Annotated in this window: 16 protein-coding genes; 3 read left to right on the top strand and 13 right to left on the bottom strand. The window is 63.5% G+C overall.

The window, feature by feature from the left end:
- Positions 1-53: 53 nt before the first annotated feature.
- Genes ACVWWQ_RS07820 through ACVWWQ_RS07805 form a run of 4 tightly spaced genes read right to left on the bottom strand, consistent with a single transcriptional unit; the run spans position 54 to position 3,029 of the window.
- The gene (locus ACVWWQ_RS07820; protein ID WP_099652744.1) at positions 54-599 is read right to left on the bottom strand and encodes a pilus assembly protein PilP; all 546 of its coding nucleotides are present in this window, start codon (positions 597-599) and stop codon (positions 54-56) included.
- Positions 596-1,261 (bottom strand): type 4a pilus biogenesis protein PilO, encoded by a 666-nt coding sequence (locus ACVWWQ_RS07815; RefSeq protein ID WP_099652745.1) that lies wholly within the window; start codon positions 1,259-1,261, stop codon positions 596-598. The genes ACVWWQ_RS07820 and ACVWWQ_RS07815 overlap by 4 nt, the downstream gene beginning before the upstream one ends.
- A gap of 2 nt (positions 1,262-1,263) precedes the next feature.
- Positions 1,264-1,971, bottom strand: a complete 708-nt coding sequence (locus tag ACVWWQ_RS07810; protein ID WP_133948303.1) for a PilN domain-containing protein — start codon at positions 1,969-1,971, stop codon at positions 1,264-1,266.
- A complete protein-coding gene (locus tag ACVWWQ_RS07805) occupies positions 1,971-3,029 on the bottom strand; it encodes a pilus assembly protein PilM (protein ID WP_099652747.1) in 1,059 nt (352 codons plus the stop codon). The genes ACVWWQ_RS07810 and ACVWWQ_RS07805 overlap by 1 nt, the downstream gene beginning before the upstream one ends.
- 273 nt (positions 3,030-3,302) lie before the next feature.
- On the opposite strand from ACVWWQ_RS07805, the gene ACVWWQ_RS07800 reads away from it, so the two are divergent.
- Together ACVWWQ_RS07800 and ACVWWQ_RS07795 are read left to right on the top strand one after the other, a co-directional pair.
- Positions 3,303-5,834 (top strand): penicillin-binding protein 1A, encoded by a 2,532-nt coding sequence (locus tag ACVWWQ_RS07800; RefSeq protein WP_133948305.1) that lies wholly within the window; start codon positions 3,303-3,305, stop codon positions 5,832-5,834.
- Between the two features lie 61 nt (positions 5,835-5,895).
- Positions 5,896-6,564, top strand: a complete 669-nt coding sequence (locus ACVWWQ_RS07795) for a hypothetical protein (protein ID WP_133948307.1) — start codon at positions 5,896-5,898, stop codon at positions 6,562-6,564.
- A 65-nt stretch (positions 6,565-6,629) separates the two neighbouring features.
- On the opposite strand, the gene ACVWWQ_RS07790 is transcribed toward ACVWWQ_RS07795, so the two are convergent.
- The 7 genes from ACVWWQ_RS07790 to rpoZ all read right to left on the bottom strand — a co-directional run bounded on the left by ACVWWQ_RS07790 (position 6,630) and on the right by rpoZ (position 14,831).
- Complete coding sequence (locus ACVWWQ_RS07790; protein WP_099652750.1) at positions 6,630-7,925, bottom strand: citrate synthase; 1,296 nt, start codon at positions 7,923-7,925, stop codon at positions 6,630-6,632.
- 287 nt (positions 7,926-8,212) lie between these two features.
- On the bottom strand, positions 8,213-8,467 hold the full coding sequence (locus ACVWWQ_RS07785) for a type B 50S ribosomal protein L31 (protein WP_099652751.1): 255 nt from the start codon (positions 8,465-8,467) through the stop codon (positions 8,213-8,215).
- A gap of 85 nt (positions 8,468-8,552) precedes the next feature.
- The gene (locus ACVWWQ_RS07780; protein ID WP_133948309.1) at positions 8,553-9,485 is read right to left on the bottom strand and encodes a nucleoside hydrolase; all 933 of its coding nucleotides are present in this window, start codon (positions 9,483-9,485) and stop codon (positions 8,553-8,555) included.
- Positions 9,486-9,571: 86 nt separating this feature from the next.
- Positions 9,572-11,686 carry an ATP-dependent DNA helicase RecG gene (gene recG, locus ACVWWQ_RS07775; protein ID WP_133948311.1) on the bottom strand — a complete coding sequence of 705 codons (2,115 nt, stop codon included), beginning with the start codon at positions 11,684-11,686 and terminating at the stop codon, positions 9,572-9,574.
- A gap of 95 nt (positions 11,687-11,781) precedes the next feature.
- Positions 11,782-12,165 (bottom strand): Rid family detoxifying hydrolase, encoded by a 384-nt coding sequence (locus ACVWWQ_RS07770; protein ID WP_099652754.1) that lies wholly within the window; start codon positions 12,163-12,165, stop codon positions 11,782-11,784.
- Positions 12,166-12,245: 80 nt separating this feature from the next.
- A complete protein-coding gene (locus ACVWWQ_RS07765; RefSeq protein WP_099652755.1) occupies positions 12,246-14,414 on the bottom strand; it encodes a RelA/SpoT family protein in 2,169 nt (722 codons plus the stop codon).
- 126 nt (positions 14,415-14,540) lie between these two features.
- Positions 14,541-14,831, bottom strand: coding sequence for a DNA-directed RNA polymerase subunit omega (gene rpoZ / locus ACVWWQ_RS07760; protein WP_007509529.1), 291 nt, complete (start codon positions 14,829-14,831; stop codon positions 14,541-14,543).
- Positions 14,832-15,029: 198 nt separating this feature from the next.
- Here rpoZ and ACVWWQ_RS07755 point away from each other — a divergent pair, with 198 nt between their 5' ends.
- Positions 15,030-15,860, top strand: coding sequence for an MlaA family lipoprotein (locus tag ACVWWQ_RS07755; protein WP_133948313.1), 831 nt, complete (start codon positions 15,030-15,032; stop codon positions 15,858-15,860).
- Positions 15,861-15,958: 98 nt separating this feature from the next.
- Here the strand turns inward: ACVWWQ_RS07755 and ACVWWQ_RS07750 are convergent, their stop codons facing one another.
- Both ACVWWQ_RS07750 and ACVWWQ_RS07745 read right to left on the bottom strand, forming a co-directional pair.
- Positions 15,959-16,267: an STAS domain-containing protein gene (locus ACVWWQ_RS07750; protein ID WP_133948316.1), complete on the bottom strand. Its 309-nt coding sequence runs from the start codon at positions 16,265-16,267 to the stop codon at positions 15,959-15,961.
- Entirely contained in the window at positions 16,264-16,941 is a 678-nt protein-coding gene (locus tag ACVWWQ_RS07745; RefSeq protein WP_099652758.1) for a Tgt2/MlaC family protein, read from the bottom strand. The genes ACVWWQ_RS07750 and ACVWWQ_RS07745 overlap by 4 nt, the downstream gene beginning before the upstream one ends.
- Between the last annotated feature and the right edge of the window lie 15 nt (positions 16,942-16,956).

The following is a 16,956-nucleotide window of genomic DNA, read 5'->3' as shown; positions in this document are numbered from 1 at the left end:
CTCGGCCCCGCACGGATTGGATTTGGTTGGTCATTGCATCAGCCCCTGTCTACCTATTTCGCGTCGAGCGCGATGCTGGCAGGACGTTCCATCCAGCCACCATTACCGTTGGATACCAGTTCGACCAGATCAATATGGTCTTCGCTGATCGCCGTGATATGCCCGTAGTTCTGGCCCATGTACTCGTTGACATGGACACGATGGATCACCCCGCCCGGATCTTTGACCAGCACTTCCATGCCGCCGCCAGCGCCGACCGTGCCAACCATCTTCAAGCTGTCCAGCGCGAACAGTTCGAGTGGTTGCTTGGCCCGATTGGCATCCGGCCTGGGACCGGTCGTGGCCGTGGTATTGCTGTCAATTTCGGCCGTACTCGGGCTGAACGGATCACGGCGATCCTGGTCGTCGTATTTGAAAGTCTCGAAGGTCTTGATCACCGGAAGCGGCGGAATGGGCGCGCCCTTTCTGGCCTTTTCCTGTGCCACCCACGTGCGCAGGTCGGACATGCCGCGGGTGCAACCGCCAAGGATGAGCAGGGCGCCGAGCAGCAGGGCGAAACGTGCGACATGTGCCGGCTTGGTGAATGTCTGCTTGTTCATTTCCGGCCCCCCGCCCTGCTCTTGCCCGCGGGTTTGCTTGCCGCCGCGCTTTCATCGTCATCGAGGTAGCGATACGTCTTGACGGTACCCTGGAGGACCAGTTGTCCGTTCGACGCTCCCTTCTTGCCGCCCGCATCTTTCGGTGTCAGTGACACGTCATGCAAGGTGAGGATCACCACCCGCGGCAACGACGCCACGCCGCTGATGAAGGTACCGAACTGATGGTAGGTACCGGTGAACTTCAACGTGATCGGCTTTTCCGCGTAGAAGTCCTTCGGTGTTTCCGGGCCGGGCTGGAACAGATCAGTCTCCAGGCCTGCGGACTGCGCTGTCTGCGAAATGTCAGTCAACAGCTCCGGCATCTCGGTCTTGCTGGGCAACTGCCTCAACAACTGGCGCAGCATGTCCTGCATCTCGTCAAGCTGCTGCTGCAGCGCTTCGAGGTTGACCGACTTGGCCTGCTTGGTCGCGAACTCCTGCTTCAGCTGCCCCTCTTTGCTGACCAGCGAATTCAGGCTGTCCTGCTGATCACTGATGATGAAGTACCAACCGGCAGCAAGCACCACGCCGAAGAGGAAGGCGATGAAGAAGAACTTTACCGACTGCGGCCAGCCACCCACGTTGTTGCGATCGAGGTTCTGGATATCACTGAAGAAACTCATGATCAGACACCTCCCTTGGCAGCTGGTGCACTGACCGGCCTGGCTTCCGGCGTCGGAGAAGTCAGCGCCTTGGCCGCAGCGCCGAGCGGAGCCGGCACGACGGGCACTGCCGTGGAGCTGGCGCCTGCCGGCAACACCGGAGCGCTGCCGGCGTCGACTTCGTCGGTCTTCGGCTTGCTCAACTGCACATTCAGCCCGAACTGGTAAGGCATGCGCGACGCATCATGCGAGTTCTCGGTCTTGCGCAGATCGGCATGACCCATCCACGGCGAGACTTCGATGTTGCGCATGTATTCGGCGACGCTGGCGTTGGATTGCGCAACGCCGTCAAGCGACATCGACTGACCGCTTTGCTTCAGTCCGGTCAGACGGGCACTCGACGGGATCGTCTTCACCAGTTCGTCGAACAGATGGACCATCTGCGAGCGATCCGCCTGCAGCTGTTCGATGATCTGCTTGCGCGCCAGCAGGTGCTCACGCACCTTTTCAAGATCCTTGATCTTGGCGATGCGCACGTCGAGCTGCTTGATCTCGGTCTGCAGGTAGGCGTTGCGATCGTTCTGGTTGTCGATGCGCTGGTCCATCCAGAACATCCATACCAGCAGAACGCCCAGCGCGACCACGAACGCAGCGACAAGCTGCATGTAGAACTCGCGCTCGCGCTGCTTGCGGCGCTCCGCGCGCCACGGAAGTAGATTGACGTGTGCCATCAGTCGAAGCTCCTCATGGCCAGACCCACCGCAATCATCAATGCGGGAGCGTCCTGCGCCAGCGACTGCGCCTGGACCCTGGGCGACAGCGACATGCGCGCCAGCGGGTTGGCGACGATGCAAGGCACGCCGAGCTGCTCTTCGAGCATCGGGCCCAGACCGTCGATCGACGCACAGCCACCGGCCAGCACGACCTGGTCGACCTTGCTGTATTCGCTGCCGGCAAAAAAGAACTGCAGCAGGCGGCTGATCTGCTGGATCAGCGATTCCTTGAACGGCTCCAGCGCCTCGGTCTCGTAGGACTCGGGCAAGCCGCCCTTGCGTTTGGCGCGACCGGCTTCCTCGTAGGAAAGGCCGAAGCGTCGCATGATCTCGTCGGTCAGCTGCTTGCCGCCGAAGACCTGTTCGCGCGAGTAGATGGTGCGCTGGTTGCGCAGCACCGAGAGCGTCGTCATGGTGGCGCCGATGTCGACCACGGCAACCAGAGCCTCTCGGCTCACGTTGAGCTGGTCAGCGATCATCGCGAAGGCATTCTCCATCGCGAAGGCCTCGACATCGATCACCGAGGCGGTGAGACCGCCCAGGTCCAGCGCGGCGACGCGCATGTCGACGTTCTCGGTCCGCGAGGCCGCCAGCAGCACGTTGTTCATGTCGGGATTGTCGCGAACCGGCCCGAGCACCTCGTAATCGAGGCTGACTTCGTCGATCGGGTACGGGATGTACTGGTTGGCCTCGACCTGGATCTGGCCTTCGAGATCATCGTCGGACAATTCACTGGTCATCGGGATGATGCGGGTGATCACGGCGGAGCCGGCCACGGCGGCCGCGGCGTGCTTGAGCTTGGAGCCCGAGCGAGCCAGCGCGCGACGAATCGCATCACCCACCGCCTCGACCTCGACGATGTTTTTCTCGACCACGGCGTTCGGCGGCAGCGGCTCGACCGCGTAGTGCTCCACGCGATAACGGCCACCCGCCTGACTTAGCTGCAGCAACTTGACGGCAGTCGAACTGATGTCGACACCAATCAGCGCCGGCTTCTTCGGTGTAAAGAGCCCCACGGTGTTTCCCCCTTGCCGCTGACGCCCGTAACCAGAGACCTGGCGGGGTGCGCAGTGGCATTAAATCGAAAAATTAACGCAATGGCAACGGGCTACGGCAACTTTCTCAAGTGATTCACGTGATACGCACCACATTTAAACCAAACCCCTTGTTGGCTTGACCCTTGCTTTGCTGGAGCGGTTCGAGCTTTTGGCAAACCAGGACTCATGCGGCGAATACTGCTACATCTATACTCTGCCATGTTTTGACTCAGGTCTCGCTATCCCCACACCATGCAAATTTTCAAACGCTTGTTGCGCTGGGCTTTGCTCCTGGCCTTTTCCGGTTTGCTCCTGACAGTTATCGCGGTTGGTGTGGCTTATTGGCTGATTTCACCCCGGCTGCCTTCGGTGGCCGAGTTGAAGAACTATCCCATGCAGGTGCCGCTGCGGGTATTGAGCGCGGATGGCAAGCTGATCGCCAGCTTCGGCGAGACCCGACGCATCCCGGTGGAAATAGAAAAGGTCCCCGACCGCCTGAAGCACGCAGTGCTCTCGGCCGAGGATGCGGATTTCTATCACCACCCTGGCGTGGACTGGCACGGCATCGCGCGCGCCGGCTGGCATGTGGTGATCACTGGCGGTGACAAGGGCCCGGGCGGATCGACGATCACGCAGCAGGTCGCCCGCAACTTCTTCCTCAGCCCGGAGAAGCTGTATTCGCGCAAGCTGACCGAAATCTTCATCGCCCTGCGTATCGAGCGTGAACTGAGCAAGGACCAGATCCTCGAGCTGTACCTCAACAAGATGTTTCTGGGCCACCGCTCGTACGGCGTGGCCGCGGCCGCCGAGTACTACTACGGCAAGACGCTGGATCAGCTCACCGTGGCCGAATGCGCGCTGATCGCCTCCACCTTCCAGCTGCCGTCCGTGGTCAACCCCATCAATGGCCAGAAGCGCGCCATCGCCCGACGCAACTGGGTGCTTGGCGAGATGTTGCGCCATGACTACATCACCAAACCCGTGTACCAACAGGCGATCGCCGAGCCGAACCATGCGTTCCCGCACGAGCAACCCATCGAGGTGGACGCGCCTTATCTCGCGGAGATGGTCCGTCGCCAGGTGCTCGATCGTTTCGGCAACGAGGCATTGACCGAAGGCTACGTGGTGAAGACCACGGTACAAAGTGCCCGTCAGCAAACGGCCGTGGATTCGGTGCGCGAAGGCCTGATCGCCTATGACCGCCGGCACGGCTGGCGAGGTGCCGAGGCCCATCAGGATCTCGCCGCCAACACGGACGAGGCCGCGCTGGACAATCTTTTGACCAGCTACAGCAGCATATCGGGCATGCAGCCGGGCATCGTCACCGCCAGCGATGCCAAGCAGGCCACCGTCTATCTGTCCAATCATGAAAGCGCGATCCTCGATCTCGCCAGCGTGGCGTGGGCCCGCCCGCACATCAGCGACGACCGCGTGGGAGCCAAGCCCACGCGGGTCGATGCCGTGCTGAAACGCGGCGACATCATTCGCCTGTCACGTGACGACAAGGGTGAGTGGCAGCTGGCGCAGATTCCCGCCGCGCAGGCGGCACTGACGTCGGTGAACCCCGAGGACGGCTCGATCCAGGCCCTGGTCGGCGGCTTCAGCTTTGTGCGCAGCAAGTTCAATCGGGCAGTGATGGCAGCTCGCCAGCCCGGCTCGAGCTTCAAGCCCTATCTGTATTCGGCGTCGTTCGAGCGCGGCTTCACGCCGGCATCGATCATCAATGACGCGCCACTGGCCCTGCCCGACCCTTCACGCCCCAACGGCATCTGGACGCCGTCCAACGACGACGGCAAGTTCGCCGGACCGATGCGTCTGCGCGAGGCACTGGTGCAATCGAAGAACCTGGTCTCGGTACGGCTGCTCGATGCCATTGGTGTGCGCTTCATGCGCGAGTACGCCACCCGTTTCGGCTTTTCTCCGGACGCCATTCCCGCCAATCTGTCGATGGCGCTGGGCACCGCTTCGGTGTCCCCCATGAGCATGGCTCGTGGCTATGCGGTGTTTGCCAACGGCGGCTACCTGGTGACGCCGTATTTCATCCACGAGATCGACGATCGCAATGGCACGCCGGTGTATGTGGCCAATCCGGCCCGCGCCTGCCGCAATTGCCAGGAGCGCTTGCTGGATACCCGGCCGCCCGGGCCACCGCCGGCAGACATGACTCTGACACCCGCCAACAACCTGGCCAGCGCAACGTCGACCTCGGCCCCTGCCGCGGCGGGCAGCGTCGACGGCGTCGGTGAAGCGGTCCTTCCGGCCGATGCCCACGGTGCGGGCGAGCACGCTCCGGTACTTGCCCCGAACGTGCTCGAAGTGCGCAATGACTACCTGATGGTTTCACTCATGAAGGACGTCATTCTGCGCGGCACGGGCTCGGCGGCCCGCGCACTGGGCCGTGATGACCTGGCGGGAAAGACCGGCTCGACCAACGACCATCGCGACGCCTGGTTCGTCGGCTTCAATGGCGACCTGTCGACCGCCGTCTGGGTGGGCTTCGACGACTACAGCTCGCTGGGTCGTGGCGAATTCGGAGCCAAGGCGGCCTTGCCGATCTGGATGTCCTACATGGGCAGTGCGCTGAAGGACCTGCCGTCCAATACGTTGCCGATGCCACCGGGAATCAGTACGGTGATGATCAACCGCTCCAGTGGGCTGCCTTCCAGCGCGGATGATCCCGGTGCGATGAGCGAAATGTTCAAGGTCGAAGACATTGACCGGCTGCGCAGCCAGGCCGCCCAGCAGAAGGAGCAGGATCAGCAACACGCCTACGACATCTTCTGAACCTCGCCGGCAGCAGCCCACCGCAAGGAATGCTGCCGGTTACCGATCGACGAGGAGCACCATGGCTCAAGGCGAGCACCACCGCATCCACACGCATGACCGGCTGCAACGCAATCGCGTGCGCATCGCCCAGGAGGCGGCGCGATTGATGAGCGAGCACGGCATCCGCGATTTCCACCACGCCAAGCTGAAGGCGGCCGAACGTCTGGGCATCCTCGACACCCAGGCACTCCCCCGCAACCTGGAGATCGAGCAAGCGTTGCGCGAACACCAGCGCCTGTTTCTCGCCGACAGCCAGCCGCAGCTGCTGCGCCAGCGACGCGAGGCAGCGATCGAGGCGATGCGCTTCCTGGCCGCGTTTGATCCACGCCTGGTCGGAGCGGTACTTGAAGGCACGGCGGACGCCCACTCCGCGGTCTGCCTGCATGTCTACAGCGACGATCCCGACGCCGTGATCATCTATTTGCGGGAGCATGGCGTTCCATTCGACACGCAGACGCGTCGACTGCGCTACAGCCGCGACGACCAACCGGAGTATCCGGTTTTGCTGTTCGCCGCCGACGAACTGCCGTTCGACCTGACCGTGCTTCCACGCGACGCGCTACGCCAGGCGCCGCTGGACCGCGCCGACGATCGCCCGATGCGTCGTGCCTCACTGTCGCAAGTGCGTTTGCTGCTGGAGGAAGATCCCGACGGTTTTGAAAACCAGTTGAGCGCAGCCCTTCGCTGAAGTGGCCGGTTTCGCACAAAAAAGCCCCGGCCATGGCCGGGGCTTTTCGTTGGTGCGGGAGGCGATCAGCGTTTTGCTGTCGGCTCGTAGTCGCGCACGTCAGCGCCGGTGTAGACCTGACGCGGGCGGCCGATCCGCGATCCCGGCGTTTCATGCTGCTCGATCCAGTGCGCGATCCAGCCGGCCGTGCGCGCAATGGCGAACATCACGGTGAACATCTCGGTCGGAATGCCGAGCGCCTTGTAGATGATGCCCGAATAGAAATCGACGTTCGGGTACAGCTTGCGCTCGATGAAGTATTCGTCCTTCAGCGCCGCCTCTTCGAGCTTCATCGCCACGTCCAGCAGCGGGTCCTTCACACCCAGCTCGGCCAGCACCTTGTGACACATCTCGCGGATGATCTTGGCGCGCGGATCGAAATTCTTGTAAACGCGATGGCCAAAGCCCATCAGGCGGAAGCTGTCGTTCTTGTCCTTCGCGCGGAGGATGGCCGACTCGACGTTGTCGGGGCTGCCGATTTCCTCGAGCTGCTTCAGCACCGCCTCGTTCGCGCCACCGTGCGCCGGACCCCACAGCGCCGTGATGCCAGCGGCGATCGACGCATACGGATTCGCGCCGGTCGAACCCACCAGACGCACGGTCGAGGTGGAGGCATTCTGCTCATGGTCGGCGTGCAGGATGAACAACAGGTCCAGCGCCTTGGCCGCCACCGGATTCATCGTCAGCGGCTCGCTCGGCACCTCGAACATCATGTGCAGGAAGCGATCGACGTACTCGAGGTTGTTGCGCGGATAGCGCAGCGGCCAGCCGATCGAGTAGCGGTAGCAGGCAGCGGCAATCGTCGGCATCTTCGCGATCAGGCGGATCGCAGCCATCTTGCGGTCGGCCGGATCGTCGACGTTGAGGTCATCGTGGTAGAACGCCGACAGCGAGGCCACCGCGGCAGCCAGCATCGCCATCGGGTGCGCGTCGTGGTGGAAACCCTGGAAGAAGTTCTTCAGCGACTCATGCAGCATCGTGTGATGCGAGACGTCGTGCTCGAACGCGGCGAACTCGTCCGCCTTCGGCAGCTCGCCATTCAGCAGCAGATAGGCCACTTCGAGGAAACTCGACTTCTCGGCCAGCTGCTCGATCGGATAACCGCGATAGAGCAACACGCCCTTGTCGCCATCGATATAGGTGATCGCGCTCTTGGTGCTCGCGGTGCTGCCGAAACCGGGGTCGTAGGTGAAGTGGCCGGTGTCCTTGTACAAGGTGGCGATATCGATGCACGCTGGCCCCAGCGTGCCGCTGACCAGGGGCAGTTCGCTGCTGCGATTGCTCGATTCATCCACCAACTTGACGATCTTGGGATCGGACACGGAAACCTCCTTACATGTGGGTCACCACCGACGGCGATCGCCTTGGGCGATACCGTCCGGTGCGGAAATGCCTGACTTCGCCTGCCGGGGAAAACACGCGAAGCAACGAACGCCTTGGCGTCTGCTCACCGGCCATTATCGCACAAGGTCGCGCGCGCATTCGATGGCGAATGGTCGAATACCGGACGCGAAAAAGCACGGGGCAGGCTGGCGCCTGCCCCGTGCTTTCAATCCGTCACCGGATCGTGTCCTGCCGACCGGCGCCAGGCGCCGGCTGCGACCGGCACTTACTCCTTGACGGAGCCTGCGTAGCGGCGACGGAACTTGTCGACGCGACCGCCCACGTCAAGCGCCTTCTGCTTGCCGGTGTAGAACGGGTGCGAATGGCTGGAAATATCCACCTTGATCAGCGGGTACTCGTTGCCGTCTTCCCACTTGATGGTTTCCTTGCTGGACATGGTCGACTTGGTCAGGAACGAGAAGTCGGACGACAGGTCCTGGAACACCACCGGGATGTAGTTCGGATGGATATCAGGCTTCATGGCTGGCTCTAAAGCGGTGGTGAAAAGAGCGGCATTGTAACGGGGATGCCACCAGCCGTGCAAGTCGACGCCCACTTTCGGTCATTCAGGCCGCACCGAGCGCCCGCTTGACCATGGCGGCAAAGCGCGCCTGATCAACTTCCAGCACGATGTTCGCCTGAGCTGGCCGACCCAGTCGCGCCGCCCAGTCGACCACGGTCGCACCGCGGGTCAGGCGGCCATCCAGTTCCACCGCCACCGCGCGTCGCTCGCTGCGGGTGACGATCGAGGGATCCAGCGCAACCGCCATGGCCAGCGCGTCGGCGGCGACCAGTCCGGTGCGCTCGTGCCTGGCGTTGTAGCGACGGGCCGTGGCCACGATCTTGCCGAAAAAGTCTCCGCGATGATCGCCCTTGGCCAGCCAGTCGTCGAACTCGGCGTCGTCGAAGGCATGCCGCAAGGTCGCTTCCCAGTCGACCAGGTCGAAGGCCGGAAACGCCTCGAACACCACATGGGCCGCTTCGGGATCGAAACCGATATTGAACTCTGCCGGCACCTTGCCGGTATTGCCGTGGCCGGTGACTGCACCCCCCATCACCACCAGTCGCGCGACCCGCTCGGGCAGGCTCGGATCCAGCCGGAGCGCGAGCGCCAGGTTGGTCAACGGCCCCAGCGCCACCAGGGTCAGTTCACCGGGCCGTTCGCGAGTGAGCCGCAACAAGGCCAGGGCCGCCGACTCGGCCGACAACGTGGCCGCGGGCTCGGGGAAACCCACATCGCCGAAACCATCATCGCCGTGCACAAAGGCGGCATCCTCTTCGGGTGCACGCACCAACGCGGTGGCGCAGCCGGCGAACACCGGCGTGTCCTTGCCGACCAGATCAACCAGGGTGCGCGCATTTCGCACCGTGTGGCCCAGGCCCACGTTGCCGGCGGCAATGCTCAGGCCGGCGATGTCGGCGTGGGCATAAGCCATCAGGATCGCGAGAGCGTCGTCGACACCGGGGTCGGTGTCGATCAGGAGTTGCGGTCTGGTCATGGTCATTCTTCCCGGTCTAGCCGCTCAGTGTATTGGACGGGCATCTGCAACGGGAACCCACCGTCCTCCACGGCGAAGACCGACCATCACGCATGTGCATAGCGCGCAGCGCCGCCGATCCAGCGCTCGATCAGCTGGCCGGTCTGCTGCGGATGCTCAGCCAGCATCCGCTCGCCCACCTGCTGTACTGCTGACAGCAGATGCGCGTCGCGAGTGAGATCGGCGATCCGAAAACTCAGCTGACCGGTCTGGCGAGTGCCCAGCACTTCACCGGGACCGCGCAATTCGAGGTCCTTTTCGGCAATACGGAATCCGTCATTGGTGTCACGCATCACCTGCAACCGCTCGCGTGCCAACTGACCCAGCGGCGGCTGGTAAAGCAACACGCAGTTGGAAGCGACCGCGCCACGACCGACGCGGCCGCGCAACTGATGCAGCTGCGCCAGCCCGAGGCGTTCGCTGTTCTCGATCACCATCAGGCTCGCGTTCGGCACATCCACGCCCACCTCGATCACCGTGGTGGCCACCAGCACCGCCAGTTCGCCTGCCTTGAACGCCGCCATCACGGCCTGCTTCTCCTTCGATTTCATGCGGCCGTGGATCAGACCGACACGGAAACCGCCCAGCGCAGCCGTCAGTTCGGCGTGCGCCACCTCCGCGGCTTGCGCACGCAATTGCTCGGATTCCTCGATCAAGGTGCAGACCCAGTAGACCTGACGCCCTTCGCCACATGCGGCGTGGATCCGCTCGATCACCTCGATCCGCCGGGCATTGGAGATCGCGATGGTCTGCACCGGCGTGCGGCCGGGCGGCAGCTCGTCGATGGACGAGATGTCGAGATCGGCATAGGCGCTCATTGCCAGCGTGCGCGGAATCGGCGTGGCGGTCAGCACCAGCTGGTGTGGCACCAGTGCGCCGTCCTTGCCCTTGTCGCGCAGTGACAACCGCTGCTGCACGCCGAACCGATGCTGTTCGTCGACGATCACCAACCCGAGCCGGGCAAACGCCACTCCCTCCTGCATCAGCGCATGGGTGCCGATCACGACTTGCGCACCGCCCGCCACTCGCGCCAGTGCCTGCTGGCGCGCCTTGCCGGTGACCTTGCCGGCCAGCCACTCGACCTCGATGCCCAATGGCTGCAACCAGTGGCGGAAATTGTGCAGGTGCTGCTCGGCCAGCAATTCGGTCGGCGCCATCAGTGCCATCTGATAGCCTGCCTCGACCGCCGCCAGCGCCGCCAGCGCCGCGACCACGGTCTTGCCGCTGCCGACATCACCCTGCACCAGACGCAGCATCGGCCTGACTCGCGCCAGATCGTCAGCCACCTCAGCGGAAACCCGCTGCTGCGCCGCGGTCAGCTGGAACGTCAGGCCATCCAGCAAACGCCGGCGCAACCCACCATCGCCGCCAAGCTTCGGAGCACGCCTGCGACGAACCGCCTCACGCATGCGCCGCAGGCTGAGGTGCTGGGTCAGCAACTCCTCGAACGCCAGTCGCTGTTGCGCCGGATGTCGACCCAGCACGAGCTGGTCGAGGCGCGCGTCCGGCGGCGGACGATGCACGTAGAGCAAGGCATCGCGCAACGAAGTCAGTCCGTGCTGATCGCACAATGCCGGCGGAATCAGCTCCAGCGCGTCCGCTGGCGGCAGCAGGGCAAGCGCCTTGCCGATCACTCCTGCCAGACGCTTCGGACCCAGTCCTTCGGTGGTGGGATAAACCGGGCTTAGCAGCTCGTCGACGGATGCCGACGCACCGCCTGCCAGCCGCTGGTAGGTCGGATGCACCATCTCCAGTCCCTGTGTGCCGTGGCGCACTTCGCCATAGCAGAGCACGCGGGTGCCCTGTTGCAACTGCTCGGCCTGGGCGCGATTGAAATGGAAGAAACGCAGCAGCAGGGTTTGCTGGCTGTCATCAGCGATCGCCACCTTCAGCTGGGGTCGGTAGCGAAAGCCTCGATCAACCGCCTCGACAACCCCTTCCACCTGGGCTCGCTCGCCCGGCCGCAGCTCGGCAATCGGGGTTATCCGGGTCCTGTCTTCGTAACGCAATGGCAGGTGGAACCACAAATCCTGCACGCGCTCCAGGCCCAGCCGGGCCAGCGAGGCGGCCAGCGCCGGCCCCACCCCCGGCAGCCTGTCGACCGGCGACAGGCCAGGATCGGCAGGGGTGAGCGCAGCGGAACGAGCGGGACGTGTGGCCATGAACGCCAAGCCTACCCGAGCATCGCCGTACGTCGTAAGCCCGACGACGATGCGCGATGTCAGCGCGAGTCCCGCGCTGGATCAGTCGATCCCCTTCAGGACAAGACCATCACCGCATCCACTTCGACCTGGGCCGCCTTGGGCAGCGCGGACACCTCGATGGTGGAGCGCGCCGGATACGGCTGCTGGAAGTATTCGGCCATTACCGCGTTCACCGCGGCGAAGTTCGCCAGGTCAGTGACATAGATGCCCACGCGCACGATCTGCGCCAGCGAACCGCCGGCCGCGGCGGCCACCGCGGAGAGGTTGTCGAACACCTGTCGTGTCTGCTGGGTGACATCACCGTCGACCAAGGCGCCGGTGGCCGGATCGAGCGGAATCTGCCCGGAAAAATACACGGTATCGCCAGCGCGCACGGCCTGCGAATACGGGCCGATGGCGGCGGGGGCTTGCTCGGTGGAAATGATGCTGCGGGACATGGGCGGCCTCAGTGGAGAATGGGGAGAAACGAGCCGATGCTAGCAGCCCCGATACGCATTCCTCACGCCTGCGACCCTTGCTACAAGGGGTAGCGGTACGCCCCGCTGACCACGCCGGTACGCCGAACCCGGCGAATCACGTCGGCCAGATGCTTGCGGCTTTTCACTTCCATCGCGAACAGCAGCGTCGCGGCAACCGCGTCGCGCTCGACGTACTCCACGTTTTCGATGTTCGAGTCGGCGGCAGCGATGGCCGCGGCCACGGTGGCCAGCACGCCGGGACGGTTGATCACCTCGATGCGCAATTCGGCACGGTAGTCACCTTGCACATCACGAGCCCATTCGATCGCCACGCGCCGTTCGGGCGCCTTGCTCAACTCGAACACGTTCGGACATTCCTCGCGATGCACCACGATGCCCTTGCCCGAAGACAGGTAGCCGATGATGTCGTCGCCCGGCAGCGGATGACAGCAATTGCCGAAGCTGAGCACGCCGCGCTCGGCACCGGTGATGCGGATTTTCTCGTGGGCGTGAACCGGCAACTGCGGCTTGCCGGCCTTCTTGCCGCCACGCGAAGCGAGCAGCTGGCTGGCCACCACGTCGGGCATGCGGTTGCCCAGCGCGATGTCCGACAGCAACTCTTCCAGCCGCTTGAGCTTGGAGGCTTCCAGGAACCGGTCGAGCACCGCCGACGGGATGCCGTCGAGACTGCTGCCCAGCGCATCCAGCGCGCGATCGAGCATGCGATGACCGAAGTCCACCGCATCCTCATGCTGCAGGTGCTTCAGGTACTGGCGGATGGCGGCGCGCGCCTTGCCGGTCACCACCACTTCCAGCCACGCCGGGTTCGGCACCGCCGACGGCGCGGTGATGATCTCCACGAGCTGGCCCGATTCAAGCCGGGTGCGCAGCGGCAGCAACCGTTTGTCGACCCGCGCGGCCACGGCATGGTCACCCACGTCGGTATGCACGGCATAGGCAAAATCGAGCGCGGTGGCATTGCGCGGCAGCGAAAGGATGTCGCCACGCGGGGTGAACAGATAGACCTCGTCGGGGAACAGGTCGATCTTGACGTTCTCGATGAACTCGGACGACGACACCGTATTGGCCGAACTGTCGACCAGCGAGGAAAGCCATTCGCGTGCACGCGCCTGCGCGCTGTTGGCCGGACCACTCTCGGTCTTGTAGGCCCAGTGCGCCGCCACGCCACTCTCGGCGACCGAGTCCATTTCGGCGGTGCGGATCTGCACCTCGATCGGTGCGCCGAACGGCCCCAGCAGCACCGTGTGCAACGACTGGTAGCCGTTCGCCTTGGGGATGGCGATGAAATCCTTGAAACGCTTGTCGACCGGCTTGTACAGCGCATGCACCATGCCGAGCGCCATGTAGCAACTCATCGCGCTGTCCACCACCACGCGAAAACCGTAGACGTCCATCAGCTGCGCAAAGCTCTTGTGCTCGTTGCGCATCTTCGAATAGATGCTCCACGGCGACTTGATCCTGCCCACCACGAGTGCCGGCAGATGGTCGGCCTGCAGCCGTGCGGTGAGCGCCGCCTCGATCTTGCCCATCGCCTCGCGCCGGTTGCCGATCGCCGCGCGAATGCGCTCGCTGATCACCCGATAGCGATCCGGATAGAGCGCGTGGAAGCCCAGGTCCTGCAACTCGGCCTTGAACTTGTTCATGCCCAGCCGCTGCGCGATCGGCGCGTAGATCTCCAGCGTCTCGCGCGCAATTCGCCGGCGCGAAGATCCTTCCTTGGCACCCAGCGTGCGCATGTTGTGCAGGCGGTCGGACAACTTGATCAGGATGACGCGGATGTCGCGCGCCATCGCCAGCAGCATCTTGCGGAAACTCTCCGCATCCGCTTCCTGACGTGTGCCAAAGCGCATCTTGTCGAGCTTGGTGACACCGTCGACCAGCTCGGCCACAACCTCGCCGAATTCGCCGGCGATATCCTCGCGGCTGAGTTCGGTATCTTCCAGCGTGTCGTGCAGGATCGCCGCGATGATTGTCTCGGCGTCCAATCCCAGTTCGGCCAGAATGCCCGCGACCGCCACCGGATGGGTGATGTAGGGCTCGCCGCTTTTGCGCTCCTGCCCGGCATGTGCCTTCGCGCCAATCAGGAATGCGCGCAAGACGCGCTCAACCTGCGCCTCGGGCAGGTAATTGATGCGTTCCTTCAACGCCAGCGCATACGGCGGCAGCGCGGACGGGTCGACCGTGGCGGGGTGAGTTGCCGCAGTCATCGTTGCCGGCGCCTGTTCAGGCGCCTACCTCGATTCGGACGAAACATGCGACTGCCGAACGCGCACCACGGATTTCACCAGCCATGCCGGTGACGCGGAGACTCGCGCTACAGCGGTCGCCGTCCATCAGTCGTCGCCACCTTTGGAGAGGTCGTCGTCGACTTCTGCAGCCGCCCATTCCAGCGCCTCGCGCTCGGCCCGCTCACGCTCGGCCTTGTCGATCTGGTCGATCGTGGCCTGATCGATACGGCGGGCCGCGATCTCGCGCAGGGCCAGCACGGTCGGCTTGTCATGATCGGGATTGACGGCCGGTTCGGCGCCCTTTTCCAGCTGGCGTGCGCGCTTGGTCGCCATCAATACCAGTTCAAATCGGTTGTCGACCACCTCGAGGCAGTCTTCCACGGTAATACGGGCCATGCGAATTCCTTAGGGAATAGATACTTATATGGTCTGACAGTGTAGTTGAGCCAAGGCTTTGCTGGCAATGCGCGCGCCGCGTATCATGGCTGGCTGGCTGCGGACCGGCGCGTGCTTGGCGAAAGGCGCGTCGAAAACGTGCAAGATACAAAACCAGACAGTACACTTAACTGTCCCCCGACGCGAATCCCTGCACTGATGCCCTCCTCGCTTCGCTCTTCCCTGCTTGGCCGCTGGTTGCCCGTGTTGGCGATTGTCCTGTTGGCTGGCTGCACCATCGCCCAGCCTCGCACGGACGATCCGCTCGAGAAGTACAACCGCGGCGCCTACAAATTCAATGATGCCCTCGACAAGGCGGTGATCCGCCCGGTCGCCCTCGGCTATCGCAAGGTCACCAATCCGCCGGTGCGTCGCTCCTTCAGTGACTTCTTCACCAACATCCAGATGCCGATCACGGTCGCGAACGATCTTTTGCAGGCGCGCCCGAAGCAGGCCTTGCAGGGTACCGGACGATTCCTGGTCAACCTGACCCTGGGCATCGGCGGCTTCTTCGACCCTGCCAGCCAGCTTGGACTGCCACTGGAAGACAACGACTTCGGCATCACGCTGGCGCGTTGGGGGGCGCCGGAAGGCGACTATCTGATGCTGCCACTGCTGGGTCCCAGCACGATGCGCGACATCTGGCGACGTCCGGTGGACAGCTACTTCTTCGATCCGATGACCCTGTTCGCCAACAACCACCACTACAACGGCCTGCAATACATGCCGCAGATGATGTATCTGGTGACGATCCGTTCGCGGGCGATCGACGCGGAAGGCTTCCTGCAGTCCGCCTACGATCCTTATGTATTCATCCGCGACGCCTACCGGCAGCAGCGCCTGTACAAGCTCTATGACGGCAATCCACCGGTCGACATCATCCAGCAGATGCAGGGGTTGGACGAGAAGAACTTCGATCCCGAAGAACTGCTCGACCAACAGCATCAATGGGAAACCAAGCACCCGGGTCAGGCAAGTCAGCAGCCCTGAACCGCGATGGGTGATGATGCGCCGGGCATCGATTCAGGCCCGAGCGCAACCAAAAGAAAAGGGGCCGCAAGGCCCCTTTTTTGCGCCACCAGCAACCATCAGCCGATCAGCCGATCGACCTCGCAGACCTGCGCCAGTGCCCGCATGCCCGCCGGCATGCTTTCCACCTCGAGCGCATGCCCGCGCTGGCTTGCCGCAGCCACCACGGCCAACACACAGGCCAGGCCCGCACTGTCGCTGCGAGTGACCCGGGCCAGATCGAGCCGCTTGATGCGAGCGTCGGACAAGGCCGACTGGATGGCCTGCAGCGCCTCCGTGGCCGTGTCGAAACTCAGCTCGCCGGTCACCGCAAGGGTCGCCGGCGTGCCGGTATCCAGCCGAAACCGTGAGGTTCCCGCGTCGGTCACGACTTGGCCTTGCTGTCCTTGGACATCGTCTCCAGCGCCTTTTCGCCCTGGGTCTCGAGGTTGGTAATCAACTGCTCGATACCCACCTTGCGAATTTCCGCATCCACCTGGTTGCGGTAGTTGGTGACGTAGGAAATGCCCTCGATGATCACGTCGTAGGCTTTCCAGTCGCCATTGCGCCCCTTGCGGAAGGCGTAGTCGATCGACACCAGCTTGCCGTCATCGAGCACCACCTGCGTACGCACCACGGTGCGCTTGTCGTTCAGGTCACCCTTGAACGGCAGCACCTTGACCTTGCCGCGGGTGTAATTCAGCAATCCCTCGGCATAGCGGTGGGTGATCGAGTTGTAGAACGCCTTGGCGAAACGCTCGCGCTGCGCAGGAGTGGCTTCGCGCGCATGCTGGCCAAGCACCAGGATCGAGGCGTAGTCCAGGTCGAAATGCGGCAGGAAGACCTCATCGATGACGCTGATCAGCTTTTCCTGGTTCTTTTTCAACTCGTCGCGATGCCCCTCGATCGCCGAGGCAAGCTGGTCGGCGATGGTCTGCACCACCTGGGCCGGTGCCGGCTGGGCGGCATCGGCGGCGGCGGGAGCGGGCGTCTGGGCGAAGGCGGGAGCGGCAACAACGGTTCCGAAAGCGATCGCGGTGGCAAGAGCCAGTTTGCGCAACATGGATGATTCCTCAAG

The sequence above is a fragment of the Rhodanobacter sp. TND4EL1 genome, assembly GCF_054061035.1.
This window is presented reverse-complemented; position numbering and strand designations above follow the sequence as displayed.